General features: G+C 74.0%; 11 protein-coding genes. 4 read left to right on the forward strand and 7 right to left on the reverse strand.

What is annotated here, in order from left to right; all coding sequences use genetic code 11:
- Positions 1 to 110 precede the first annotated feature (110 nt).
- Entirely contained in the window at positions 111 to 416 is a 306-nt protein-coding gene (locus tag PP1_RS03665) for a DUF2795 domain-containing protein (protein WP_010228743.1), read from the forward strand.
- 44 nt (positions 417 to 460) lie between these two features.
- Here PP1_RS03665 and PP1_RS03670 read toward each other — a convergent pair whose 3' ends face one another.
- Complete coding sequence (locus tag PP1_RS03670) at positions 461 to 1,186, reverse strand: G1 family glutamic endopeptidase (RefSeq protein ID WP_083832189.1); 726 nt, start codon at positions 1,184 to 1,186, stop codon at positions 461 to 463.
- Between the two features lie 153 nt (positions 1,187 to 1,339).
- The gene (locus tag PP1_RS03675; RefSeq protein ID WP_010228739.1) at positions 1,340 to 1,714 is read right to left on the reverse strand and encodes a hypothetical protein; all 375 of its coding nucleotides are present in this window, start codon (positions 1,712 to 1,714) and stop codon (positions 1,340 to 1,342) included.
- Between the two features lie 205 nt (positions 1,715 to 1,919).
- Here PP1_RS03675 and PP1_RS03680 point away from each other — a divergent pair, with 205 nt between their 5' ends.
- Both PP1_RS03680 and PP1_RS03685 read left to right on the forward strand, forming a co-directional pair.
- Positions 1,920 to 3,473, forward strand: coding sequence for an MFS transporter (locus PP1_RS03680; RefSeq protein WP_010228737.1), 1,554 nt, complete (start codon positions 1,920 to 1,922; stop codon positions 3,471 to 3,473).
- A 25-nt stretch (positions 3,474 to 3,498) separates the two neighbouring features.
- The gene (locus PP1_RS03685) at positions 3,499 to 4,101 is read left to right on the forward strand and encodes a TetR/AcrR family transcriptional regulator (protein WP_010228735.1); all 603 of its coding nucleotides are present in this window, start codon (positions 3,499 to 3,501) and stop codon (positions 4,099 to 4,101) included.
- 238 nt (positions 4,102 to 4,339) lie between these two features.
- Here the strand turns inward: PP1_RS03685 and PP1_RS03690 are convergent, their stop codons facing one another.
- Positions 4,340 to 6,694: a penicillin acylase family protein gene (locus PP1_RS03690; RefSeq protein ID WP_010228732.1), complete on the reverse strand. Its 2,355-nt coding sequence runs from the start codon at positions 6,692 to 6,694 to the stop codon at positions 4,340 to 4,342.
- 3 nt (positions 6,695 to 6,697) lie between these two features.
- Positions 6,698 to 7,615 carry a polysaccharide deacetylase family protein gene (locus tag PP1_RS03695; protein ID WP_010228730.1) on the reverse strand — a complete coding sequence of 306 codons (918 nt, stop codon included), beginning with the start codon at positions 7,613 to 7,615 and terminating at the stop codon, positions 6,698 to 6,700.
- A 238-nt stretch (positions 7,616 to 7,853) separates the two neighbouring features.
- Between PP1_RS03695 and PP1_RS03700 the strand changes: the two genes are divergently transcribed.
- Complete coding sequence (locus tag PP1_RS03700; protein WP_010228728.1) at positions 7,854 to 9,641, forward strand: ABC transporter substrate-binding protein; 1,788 nt, start codon at positions 7,854 to 7,856, stop codon at positions 9,639 to 9,641.
- Between the two features lie 30 nt (positions 9,642 to 9,671).
- Here PP1_RS03700 and PP1_RS03705 read toward each other — a convergent pair whose 3' ends face one another.
- The 3 genes from PP1_RS03705 to PP1_RS03715 form a co-directional block, all read right to left on the reverse strand.
- Positions 9,672 to 10,229 (reverse strand): GrpB family protein, encoded by a 558-nt coding sequence (locus PP1_RS03705; protein ID WP_010228726.1) that lies wholly within the window; start codon positions 10,227 to 10,229, stop codon positions 9,672 to 9,674.
- Between the two features lie 69 nt (positions 10,230 to 10,298).
- Positions 10,299 to 11,153 (reverse strand): alpha/beta fold hydrolase, encoded by an 855-nt coding sequence (locus tag PP1_RS03710; RefSeq protein WP_010228724.1) that lies wholly within the window; start codon positions 11,151 to 11,153, stop codon positions 10,299 to 10,301.
- Between the two features lie 73 nt (positions 11,154 to 11,226).
- Positions 11,227 to 12,762 (reverse strand): MFS transporter, encoded by a 1,536-nt coding sequence (locus PP1_RS03715; protein WP_010228719.1) that lies wholly within the window; start codon positions 12,760 to 12,762, stop codon positions 11,227 to 11,229.
- Positions 12,763 to 12,784: the final 22 nt, after the last annotated feature.

A 12,784-nucleotide genomic window follows, 5' to 3' on the forward strand; every position in this document is an offset into this window, starting at 1 on the left:
GAAGTCCGCGCACGATCGTGTGCGAGGGTTCGCGGCCGTGGCGCCGTGCTCTCAGGGCGGCCACAGCTTCTCAGGGCCCCCACAGCACGCCCCGTCGAGACTCTCCGGCCATGCAGCGCGACCACGGTCCGGAGAACGAGCTCGGGATCCCCCTCGAGGATCCCCGGGTCCCGGTGACCCGGATCGAGGTCCTGGACTTCGTCGGGGAGGCGTTCGACGACGACCGGCCCACCCGGTCGGCACTCGTCACCCACGCCGCGGCCGAGGGTGCCCGGCCCGCTCTGCTCGAGCTGCTCGCCACCCTCCCCGACGGCCGGTTCGACGACCCGGACGCGTTGTGGGCGGCACTGCCCGGCGTCCCCGTCGATCTCCGGGACGGCCGGCCCGGCTCCCGCGCCGGCCCGGCGGACGGCTGAGGACTGACGCTGCGCCCGTACTCACCTGGTTCCGAACCCGGTGGCTACCCCCGGAGCTGGCGGATCGTGAAGGCGTCCCCGGACATCCGGCCCGTCGCGGTCATGAAGCCCTTCCCGTCGGTCGCGTCGATCGCCGTCGCCGACCGCGCACCCATCGACTCCCCGTCGACCGTCGCCCCGGTGAACCGCACCGACCCGAACCTCGGGAACGCGCCCTGCTGCGCCTCCAGCACGACCTCGGCCGAGACGTTCGCCGCGGCGTGCGTCCTGACCACGCTGCGGCTGTCGCCACGGGTGAGGTTCCGGATCGTCATCGTGTACGCGTCGCCGCTGCGGACCACCTCGGCCGCGATCTCGTCCCCGGTCCGGACGGTCATCGAGTGGTACACCGCCGGGGCGGGCGCGATCTCGAACCACGCACGGTGGACCGGCTCGCCGCCGACGCAGGTCGTCGCGACACCGGTCTGCTGGACGGTGCTGCTGCCGTAGCCGTCGATCCCGACCCAGGGCGCGAACGGCGTGGCACCGGCCGTGCACGCGACGTCCGGCACGGTCCACCGCGCCGACACCGACCGGAACCCGGAGCCCGTCACGACGTAGCCCGACCAGTTCCCACCGTCCACGGAGAACGGCGGCCCGGCCGGTCCGTCCTGCCGCGTTCCCTCGGCGTGCGCCGGGACCGGCGTGAACACCACCGCGGCGACGGCGAGCACCACCAGCAGCGCCCCTCGCCTCCGCTCCGCTCCGGTGGGGGTCCGGTCTGTCCGCATGCGGAACCTCCTGTCGGACGGGGTGTCGGGCCGGAGGCGTGACGCTACGGCGGACGCCGACCGGGCACAGGTACGTCCGGCCCGGCCGCGCCCGGCATCGGTCCCGGCGGGCCCCGGGACCTTTGGGGGTGGCGGGCCGGGCATCCGGACCGGTCAGAGCATCGCCTCGATCTCCTCGCGGTGATGGGCCAGCGGCGTGGTCGGGAACCCGAAACGGTCCTGGTGCCGGGTCGCCGAACCGCACCATCCGCACCGGCCGGCCGGGTCGAGCACCGCCCGCCCCTCCAGCTCGGCCCGTCGCGTGACGGCACCGTCCGGCCGGGTTCCCCGTTGCGGTCGCCCGGACCGCCCCGGCCCCGCGCGCCGCCCCGAGGAACGCAGGTACAACCAGACTGCGGCGACCGGGACGGCGACCAGCACCGCGGCGACCGCGAGCCACTGGACGACCCCGACCACGAGGCTCAGGACCACGAACGCCAGCACGACGATGCCGACGGCCTGCGCCAGCGTGAGCACGATCCTCGACACGACGACTCCCGATCCGACGAACGCTGTCGCCGCTCGGGTCGCGCCGCGGCGGCGCGGCGTTACGGCCACACGGTCTGCCCCGGTCGACCGCCGGTGTCGCCATCGGTACGCGGGCACCCGCCTCACCCGGACTCCACCACTCTTTCCAACTACATGAACGATGGTACAACTAGTACGATCGCTCAACTTCTTGTGAGGAGTCACCGTGCCGTCGACGGACGACGATCGGGCCGGGGTCCGTGAGTGGGCAGGGCTCGGCGTGCTGGCGCTGCCGACGGTCCTTCTCGGTCTCGACATCACCGCGCTCTACCTCGCGGTGCCGGCGCTGTCGTCGGATCTGCGCCCGAGCAACGTCCAGGCGTTGTGGATCATGGACGTGTACGGGTTCATGATCGCGGGGCTGCTGATCACCATGGGGACGCTCGGTGACCGGCTCGGGCGCCGGCGTCTGCTCCTGGTGGGAGCGGGTGCGTTCGGCCTCGCGTCCGTCGCGGCAGCGTTCTCGACGTCGGCGTCGATGTTGATCGCTGCGCGTGCCGCGCTGGGGGTCGCCGGCGCGACGCTGATGCCGTCGACCCTGGCACTGATCGGGAACATGTTCCGGGACCCGCGACAGCGAAGTCTCGCCATCGGGATCTGGGCGACCATGTTCGCTCTCGGGATGGCACTGGGTCCGATCGCCGGTGGGCTCCTGCTGGAGCGCTTCTGGTGGGGATCGGTGTTCCTGCTGGCACTGCCGGTCGTCGCGATCGTGATGATCGCCGCACCCCTGCTGCTTCCCGAGTACCGCGATCCCGGTGCCGGGCGCCTCGACCTGCCGAGCGTCGGGGTCTCGCTGCTGGCGATACTGCCGGTGGTCTATGCCGTCAAGCACGGCGCCGATGCCGGCCTCGACACGACGACCTTCGTCGCGGCGACCGTGGGGGTGGTGTCCGCGGCCGTGTTCGTCCGCCGGCAGCTCAGGCTCACCGACCCGCTGCTGGATCCGGGCATGTTCCGCGCCCCGGCGTTCAGCGCGGCGCTGGTCGTGCTGCTGGTCGCGCTCGTCGGTGTCGGCGGTGCGATGTTGCTGGTCACCCGGCATCTGCAGGTGGTCGAGCAGCTCTCTCCGCTCACCACCGGGTTGTGGATGGGACCGGCCGCACTGGCGATGTTCGCGGCGGCGATCACCGCACCGCTGCTGGCACGCCGGATCCGGCCCGCCGTCATCGTCTCGACGACCCTCGGGGCCTCTGCGGCCGGCCATCTGTTGCTGAGCCGGGTCGAGGGCCCGGGCAACGTCGGGACCGTGGTGGTCGCGTTCGCGCTGGTCTACCTCGGACTCGGCGCGATCGCTGCGCTCGGCACCGATCTGGTCGTGGGGAGTGCTCCGGCCGGCAGGGCCGGCTCCGCCGCAGCCATGTCGGAGACGGTCCAGGAGCTGGGAATCGCAGTCGGCGTCGCCGTCCTCGGAAGTCTCGCCGACTCCGTCCACCGGGCCACCGTGCTCGCCGACCCCCGCGCCGAGCTGCTCGACGCCGGTACGTCGAGCCTCGCCGGAGCCGTCGCCGCCGGCCTTCCACCGGCCGCACTCGATGCAGCCCGGGAGGCACAGACCGCCGGCCTGGGCGTCGTCGGAACGGTTGCCGGTGTCGCCGTCGCGGCTCTGGCGGTGATCGCCCTCGTCCTGCTGCGCGGCGTCGGCCCGATCGGGGCGGCCGGGTCCGGGACGACGGCCGGTGAGCCGCGGCGGCGTACCGGGCGGATCGATAACCTGTAGCGGTCACGAGCCCGAGGAGGTTCCCGTGCCGCGAACCACAGCGACCGCGTCGGGCGCCGACGCCTCCCCCGCCGCGCACCCGGACGGGCGGCGGGCGCGCGGCGATCGTCGTCGGACCGAGCTGATCGCGGCGACCCTGCGGGTGGTCGAGCGCGACGGCGCCGCCGGAGTCACGCACCGCGCCGTCGCCCGTGAGGCGGAGGCCCCGGCCAGCCTGGCCACCTACTACTTCGCCACTCTCGACGACCTCCTGGTCGCCGCCCTGACCGACGTCTGTCGGCACTACGAGACCGTGCTGGAGTCCACTCTGGCCTCCGGCGAGGACCCGTTGACCGGGCTCGCCCGGCTGCTGTCCGAGTCGGGCACCGAGACCGGCCGCGGCCGCGCACTGGCCGAGCGCGAACTGTCGACGCTCGCTGCTCGCCGCCCCGCGCTGCGTGGCCTGGCCCATGGGTGGCGCAGGAAGGTCGCCGACATCGCCCGCACCCGCACCGACGACCCGACGGCCGTCGCGGCACTCATCGCCGCTGCGGACGGTCTGTGTGCATCGGTCCTGCTCGCCGACGACCCTCCTGACGTCGACCACCTGCGGGGCGTCCTCGTTCACGCTCTCGGCACCGGGACCTGACGCGCGGAGCGGGCGCCTCGGCCACCGCCCGAGGCGCGACACGAGATGGTGCAACCGTGGTGGCCGCCGGCCGTGCCGGCGGTGATCCAGCTCGGCGACGCGGCCCTGTGCGTGAAGCCGGTCGCCTTCGTCCGGCAGTGCCGGGTCGACGTCCGGTGAGCGGGTCTGCACCGACGAGGTGGCCCGCTCCCGCCGGGCAGCCGCCGGGCAGCCGGGCCGGCGGCCGGCCCGGCGTCCGTCAGTCCGCGGGCCGGAGGTCCGCCACCGGTGTCAACCGGAGCCTGCTCTCCGCGACCTCCTCGACCGCGTCGCGGCTGTAGGCCAGCGGGAAGGCCTCCCCCGCCGCCCAGAGGCCGAGCTGGTCGGCGTAGTGCGCCGATCTCGGGTCCCCGGACTGCCCGGGTGAGTTCAGGACCAGGGTCGAGTCCCACTCCCCGACGTCGACGGCGATGCGGAAACTGCTCCCCATCACCGCGTTGAAGGAGTCGTCGTGCCCGGCCAGGCCGACCGTGTCCCCGCTGCCGGCGCGGGGCACCGGTGGCAGCGACCGCCAGTCGTCCGGAGCTCCGGGGTCGTGGGCGAACACCGCGTGCCGTAGCTCGGTGCGGTGCAGCGCTCCCCACGTCCACCCGTCGCGGTCGGGCCCGAGCAGGGTCGCGATGTCGGCGAGCGCGGCGTCGAGCGTCTCGTCGATCCCGTCGCGCAGGGTCGCGGCGTCGCCGGCGTCGGACAGGTCGAACCTGCCGAGCATCCGCAGGTCCGGCCGGAGGTCGGAGAACAGCGTGTCGGCGCGGAGCAGCCGGTGACGTGCGGCCTTCGCCCGTTCCGCGTCGACGCCGAGCCGCTCCAGGCAACGGTCGGCCAGCCACGGCCGCAGGTGACGGCGCACCCACACCTGGAAGACCAGTGCCGCCCGGCTGCCGGTCGACTCGATGCCGTCCCACTCCTGCAGCGCCGCCCACTCGCCGGCGTGCCGCGGCATCCCGGTGAGCGGGGCGAGCAGGTCGAGCAGCCGCCGTCCGTGCACGTTCGCGGCATCGCCCTGCATCCGGATGCTCGAGGTGACGTCGACCGGGGCGTCGCCGCCGAGCCAGCCGGTGAGACGCTCGTGCCGCGCGTCGGAGTACCAGTCCGTGGTGACCGTCGGCGTCCGGTCGCCGACGCCGTCCAGGAGGTTCTCCTCGTTCGACGTCGTGAACCAGCCCGAGTCCGGGTTGCGCACCCCGGGCAGCTCCTCGAGCCGGGCGAACCCGTCCCACTCGAAGCGCCCGTCCCCCGGCACCGGGAGCGCGCCGTCCCACCCGGGCCGGCGCGGCACGAGACCGCAGCCCTGCCAGCCGATGTCCCCGCCGGCGTCGGCGAACACCTGGTTGACGCCCGGCGCGCCCCACCGCCGCAGCGCACGGCGGAAGGTGTCGACGTCGTCGGCGTCCTGGTACTCGAGGCTCGCCAGGTAGGGGGCCATGCCCGGCTCGAGCCAGACGGCACGGACGGCCACGGCCGTCCGTGCACCGGTGTCGAGGTGGACGACCGGGCCGTGCCGCGAGAAGGTCAGCCGCAGGACCTCCTCCCCGCCGCCGGCGACGGCCGTGCGCTCCTCGACGACGGTGAACGCCTCCCACCCGCCGCGATGGCGGTAGCGGGTGTCGTCGTCGGGGTGGAGCTCGTAGACGTACAGGTCCTCGTGGTCGACCGGCCAGATCGTCAGCCCGAACGCCACCCGCCCGTTGTGTCCGATGGAGACACCCGGCAGGTTCGGCTCCCCCGCGCCGATGACGCTCATCCCCGGCGCCTCGAGGTGGGTCAGGTAGCGCAGTGACGGGACCGTGACCGCGCGGTGCGGGTCGTTGGCCAGCACCGGACGCCCGGTGGCCGACCGCTGCGGCGACACGACCCAGTTGTTGCTGCCGGACGGTGCGACGGCCGCGCCGGCGCCGGGAAGGCCGGCGAGGTCGGCGGGGGCGAAGGCGAGCCGGTACACGTCGAGCACGGAGTCGTCGAGGTGCTGCAGCACCGCGGGATCGGGCACGCCGAGCTCGGTGTGCGGCTCGCGGATCGAGCGGAGCTCCTCGGCCGCGGCACCGAGGTCGCGGACCGTGAGGGCCCGGGCCAGCTCCTGCTCGGCGTTGTAGAGCAGGCCGTGCGTGCGGATCCGGACGACGTCCTCGGGCTCCCAGCGCGCCGGCCGGTGGCCGAGCGCGGCGAACTCCGGCGGCAGCCGCTCCCCGGGATCCTGCGACGCCCACTCCACGTAGGCGTTGACGCCGGTGACGAACGCGGTGACGACGTCACGGGTACCGGTGCCGTAGGCGAGCCACTCGGCCCGCATGTCCCCCCGGTACAGGAACAGCCGGGTCGCCCGGTCCTGCGCGAGGAAACGGGGACCGAAGACCTCCGACAGCCTGCCCAGCCCGCGGCGCCGCCACAGGTCGATCTGGAAGAGCCGGTCGCGGGCCGCCTGGAAGCCCTGGGCCAGGTAGGCGTCGTGCCGGTCCGTGGCGTAGACGTGCGGGACCCCCCAGCGGTCGAGGACCACCTCGACGTCGCCGTGCAGGCCCGCGACGGGGCGGGACTCGGACGGGACGGTCGCCACGGCTCAGGCCCAGCCGGAGTCGGCCGGTGCCGGCTCGACCCCACGGACGTCGGGGAGTGCGAACTTCGCCTCGTCGGTCTCGTCGTCGACCCAGGCGCGGGCGATCTCCTCGATGGTGGCGAACCAGACCCCGTCGTGGCCGCTGATGTGGTCGACCAGCTTCTCGTACCAGAGCATGTGGTGCGCCTGGCCGATGATCTGCGGGTGGACGCAGGTCGCGAAGACCGGGTTCGTCTCGTGCGCGTAGCCGTAGTCGAAGATGTCCTTCCACCGGTTGAAGATCGTGTCCGAGTCCTGCATGCCGGCCTGGGCACCGGTGTAGGCCAGCGGCGGGAAGTCGTCGAGGTACCAGTTGACCGGGACCTCCAGGACCCGGCTCGCCCGCCCCGCGACGTTGCCCTGCTCCCAGCGGACCTGCCAGCGCTGCGGGTGGTACGGGTGGAAGTCCCGGCCCATCAGGCTGGTGTCGTAGATCAGCCCCGAGTCCTCGATGATGTCCAGTGTGGACTCGCTGTAGTCCCAGTACGGGGACCGGTAGCCCACCGGCCGGATGCCCAGGACCTTCTTGAACGTCGCGAAGGCCAGGTCGACCAGGCGGCGCTCGGTGTCGCCGGAGATCATCGTGGGGTTCTCGTGGTAGTAGCCGTGGTGGCCGAACTCGTGGCCGTCGTCGAGGATCTTCTTGCACCACCCGGGGAACGTGTCGATCGAGTGGCCCGGGGTGAACCAGGTCGTGCGGACCCCGTAGCGCTTGTAGAGCGAGAGCAGCCGCGGGACGCCCACCTCCGCGCCGAACTCGCCACGCGACATGGACGCCGGGGTCGGCCGGTTGAACGCGCCGAGCCAGAGGCACTGGGCGTCGAAGTCGGTGCCGAGGTTGACGGCGATCTTCTTCCCCGGGGGGAGCTGCAGATGTCCCATGACATCTCCGATCGATTCGAGTCCGATGGTCGGTCCACGGGCCCGCCGGCGGGGATGCTCCCGCTCGCCGGCGAGCTCGGTGGGCACACGCTAGGAACGGCCCGCCGGCCCGCCATCGTCAGATGTACGTAGCGGTCGGCGGCCGGTGACCCATCGCCGGATCCGCATCGGTACGGCATGCTCGGAGGACACACAGGCGTGCCGCCGCGTCCCCGGGCCGCCACGAGGAGGTGCCCCGATGACGTCACCGGACGGTGCTCCGGCGCGCCCCTCGGCGTGGTCGGGGAACGCCTTCACCGTGCAGGTGCGCCCGGACGGCCGGCTCGGCCTCGCCGACCGCGGTGACCACGCCGACGTCCCTGCGGACCTGCGCCGCGCGGCGGGCGCGATGGGGCGCGCCGGTCTGGAGCACTGCCGCTTCCACTGGCGGTCGCCGGTCTCCGGCCTGTTCTGCCGGGTCACGCTGACCGCCCGCACCGAGTCCGGTTTCGACCACGTCGAGCTGAGCGGCGACCCGGTGGAGCGGCTCCCCGCCGGGCTGTCCGCGCGCGAGCTGGAGATCCTGACGATGCTCGTCGTCGGGCCGTCCAACGCCGAGATCGCCGGCGAGCTCCGCATCACCCAGCGCACCGCCGCCACGCACGTCACGCACCTGATGCAGAAGCTCGGCACCCCGACGCGCACGGCGGCCGCCACCTACGCTCTGGACACCGGGCTGCTCTGCGTGCCCCTCCCCGGGTCTCCGGCCCGCTACGCGGACCTGTCGCTCGGCCGGCTGCTCGCGGCCGCGGCGGCAGGCCCCGAGCAGCGACACCGGCAACCCCGCCTGCCACGACCGCGCCGGGAGCTGGTCGTCGGCGCCGCCCTGCCGCTGTCCGGCACGGGCAGCGACGACGGCCGCGAGATGGTCAACGGGCTGCGGCTCGCGATCGAGGAGCTCAACGCCGCCGGGGGTGTCCGCGGACGCCGGATCCGCGCGTCGGTCCACGACGTCGAGGTGACCAGCCCCGCGTCGGTCCGGACCGCCTTCGCGTCGCTGCTGCGCGACGGCGTCGACGTCCTCACCTCCGGCTACCTCGCCGGGCAGGAGATCGGGCACGAGACGGCCGCGGACAGCGGGGTGCCCTACCTGCACGCCGCCACCAGCGGCGCGATGGAACGGATGGTGCGCGACGACCACGCCCGCTTCAGCCGGATCTTCCAGGTGTGCGCCAGCGACACCGAGTACGCGCCACGGTTCGTCTCGTTCATGACCTCGCTCCGGGACCGGGGCCGGTGGGACCACACCGCGGACCGGCTCGCGATCGTGGTCCGGGACTGGCACGGCGTCGACTTCGGCATCGACCGGGCCCGGGCGGTCGCCGAACGCGAGAACTGGACGCTCGACGTCGTCCCGGTCGGCGGGGCACCGGGCGGCGACGGCTGGGCCGGTGCCGTCGCGACCGCCGTGCGGGCGCCCACCGCGGCGGTCATGATCGGCAGCTTCTTCGTCGACGACTCCGTCGCCGCCGTCACCGCGCTGCACGAGCTGGGCTCCACCGCGCTCCCCTACGCGATCTACGCCCCGTCGGTGCCCGCCTTCCGTCACCGGCTCGGACCGCTGGCCGAGGGCGTCGTGTGGGCCACCACCACCGGCACCTACTCCGACGGTGCCGGACGGGCGTTCGCCCGTCGCTACACCGACCGGTTCGGGGTCGTCCCGGGACGCTCGCACGCCGGGCTCGCCTACGACCGGATGCAGCGCATCGCGCGGGCCTGGAACTCGTGCGGCGACGTCACCGACGCCGACGGGATCGCCGCCCACCTGCGGACCGAGCCCTACCGCGGGGTCAACGGCACCTACAACTTCGACACCCCCGGCCAGGCCGCGCTGGGCACACCCGACCACGGTGACCCGTCGCTGGCCCAGCCGCAGCTGCTCTACCAGATCCAGGACGGCCGGCAGGTGATCATCCGGGGCGGGCCGTTCCGCACCGGCGGGTTCCGGGGGCCCGCGACCGTGCCGGGCCGTCCCGGCGGCCGGTGAGGGCACGCCGGCCGAGGTGTGTGTCCGTCGCTACCGGTCGACGGTCCAGCCGACCCGCTGTGCCCATCCCTCCGCGCGACGGGTGATGTCGGCGATCAGCGGGCCCTTCGCGTCGGCGTAGGCGTTCATGTCCGCCCACTCGCGTCCGGCGAGATCGAGCTTCAGCGCGGCGTACGCGGCGCGGTCCCGCCGGTCGGCACGGAGCCGGTCGCGGAAGAGCAGGTGCCGGCGCTCCCAGTCGCTCCCGGCCGGGCAGACGTGCACGTGCACGTCGCGCTCGGCGGTCCGGACGAGCCGGTGCCCCGGCTCCCGCACCCGCAGCAGGTATCCCGCACGCTCGAGCGCCGGCAGGTACGACGGCTCGTCGTCCACGTCGGGCACGCTGAGATCGATGTCGACGATCGGCTTGGCGGCGAGACCGGGGACCGCCGTGGAGCCGACGTGGTCGACCCGCCGGGCGACCGCTCCCACCGCGGCCACGATCCGGCGGCGCTCGGCCTCGAACCTCACCGGCCACCCCGGGTCGTACGGGACGACCACGATGTCCCGCTTCTCGACTCCACCGATCAGCTCGGGTCCGCTCGCCACACCCGTGAGGATCCCAGCGGGCCCCGGACCGGCGACCGCGACCCTCGCGGTCGTGCCTCGGAGAGGGGTTCAGCTCGTCGCGAGCACACCGGTGACGGCTGCGCGGACGACGTCCGGTGCCTCGTGGGTCACGAGCGCGCCCGCACCGGGGACCACCCGCACCGCCGAACCCATCAGGGCGGCGACGGGTCGCTCCAGCCGCCCGGCCGTCCACATCGGGTCCCGCTCCCCCACCAGCACGACGTGCGGGACGTCCCGCCAGTCGCGCAGCACCGCGTTCGGCAGCAGTGCCGGAGGGCCGCTCGGCCACACCGCGGTACCGGTGAGCGCCGTCCACTCGACGAGGGTGTCGTGGTCGTCCGGCACCCGGTCGCCGTACAGCGGCCGCAGGACCCGCCCGGCGCTGCGCCCCGACGGTGCCAGCTCGTGTCGCAGGACCCTCAGCTCGAAGGCGAGGTCGCCCGGGTACTCGTCGATCCCCGCCGGGGCGACCGCCACCAGCCCGGCGATCCGCCCGGTCCGGGCGCACAACCCGACCGTCGCCCCCAGGCCGTCACCGACCACGACGACCGGCCCGTCAGCGACCGCCTCGACGACCTCGTCGACCCAGTGGCCGTAGCGCCGCACGAGGTCCCCGTGCGGTCGCCGGTCGTGCGAGAGGCCCGGCTCCCCGGGCAGGTCGACGGTCACGACACGATGCCCCGTGGCGAGCTCGGCGACCAGCAGGTCGAGGACCGCGGCGCACTCTCCCGCGGCCGGGAGCACGACGACCGTGGGTCCGGCCGATCCGGAGAGCGTGACGTGGGTGGCGCCGAGGCTCGTCGGCAGCTCGGTACGCCCCGCGACGTGGTCCTGTCCGTCGAGCCGCGCACGGCACCAGGCACGGACGGTCCCGCGTGCCCGGTCGTCCCCGTAGATCGACATGGCGTCGTCTCTCCTCTCGTCGACGGCGCCGCGGCGGACGAGCCGGCCGGTGGCGACGTAGGGCAGCGTGGCGTCAGTGGATCCGGGCCGGGGTCCCGCGATCGGCGTCGACGGTCCTCGGGATCGTGCGGAAGGCGACGATCGCGGCGGCGAACGTGACGGCCGCGGCGATCAGCGAGGTCGTCTGCATCGCCCCGGTGAACGCGGCCCGGGCCGTGTCCAGGACGGGTGATCCCGGCTCCAGGACCGACGTCGCCGACGCCAGGGAGTCGGTCACCGCCGCGCGCTGCTGCGGATCCAGCCCGGCCGGGAGCGACAGCCCCGCCCGGTACACCAGGGACACGACCGAGCCCAGGATCGCGATGCCCGTCGCCACCCCCAGCTCGAGCGCGGTCTCCGCGATCGCCGAGGCGGCACCGGCCTTGCGCGGCGGCACCGCCGAGACCACCGCATCGGTCGTGAGCGTCTGCGCCAGCCCGACGCCGAGCCCCACCGGGACCAGCGCCAGCGCCAGCCACACGTAGCCGGCGGCGCCCTCCGCCACCGCGACCGCGACCAGCCCCACGCTCACCAGCAGCAGGCCCACCGCGATCGCGGGTCCCAGGCCGAGGCGGCGCAGGACCCGGCCGACCAGCACCACGACCGCGATCGCGGACAGCGTCGTCGGCAGCTCGGCGAGGCCCGCCTGCAGCGGGCTGAACCCGCGCGCCAGCTGCAGGTACTGGGAGAAGAAGAACAGCAGCCCGGTCAGCGCGAACACGGCCATGAACCCGGCGAAGACCGACCCGCTGAACGCCCGGTGCGCGAACAGCGACACGTCGATCAACGGGCTCTCCAGCCGCCGCTGCCGCCGCACGAACACCACGCCCGCCGCGATCCCGGCGAGCAGCGCGGCACCACCGGCGACGTCGATCCCGCTCGCGACCGTGTGCTTGACCGCCCAGACGACCGGGACGATCGCGCCCAGCGACAGCGCAGCCGACACCAGGTCGAACCGGCCCGGTGCGGGGTCACGCGACTCGGGCAGCAGCCACGCACCGCCCACGATCAGCACCGCCATGATCGGGACGTTGATCAGGAACACCGCCCCCCAGGAGAAGAACTCCAGCAGCGCCCCGCCCACCAGCGGGCCGAGCGCGGCCCCGCCCCCGGCGGCGGCCGACCACACTGCGATCGCCCGCGTGCGCTCGGCCGGGTCCGGGAACACGCTGCGGATCAGCGACAGCGTCGACGGCATCAGCGTCGCGCCGGCGACGCCGAGCAGCAGCCGCGCCGCGATCAGCATCTCCGCGCTCGTCGACAGCGCGGCCAGCAAGGACGCGGCCCCGAACGCCGCGGAGCCGATCAGCAGCAGCCGCCTGCGTCCGATCCGGTCGGCCAGCGACCCCATGACGATCAGCAGCCCGGCCAGGGCCAGCGAGTAGACGTCACCGATCCAGAGGATCTGGTTCGCGGTCGGCGCGAGATCGGCCGTCAGCGCGGGCACCGCCAGGTAGAGCACCGTGTTGTCGATCGCGAGCACGAGCACGGCGACCGCCAGGACCGCCAGCGCCGCCCACCGGCGGCGCGGCGACAGACCGCGACCGGGCGCGGTGACATCGAGGGACATGACCGAAACTGTACCGACTGGT

The sequence above is a fragment of the Pseudonocardia sp. P1 genome (assembly GCF_000178675.2).
In the GTDB taxonomy this organism is placed as follows: Bacteria; Actinomycetota; Actinomycetes; order Mycobacteriales; family Pseudonocardiaceae; genus Pseudonocardia.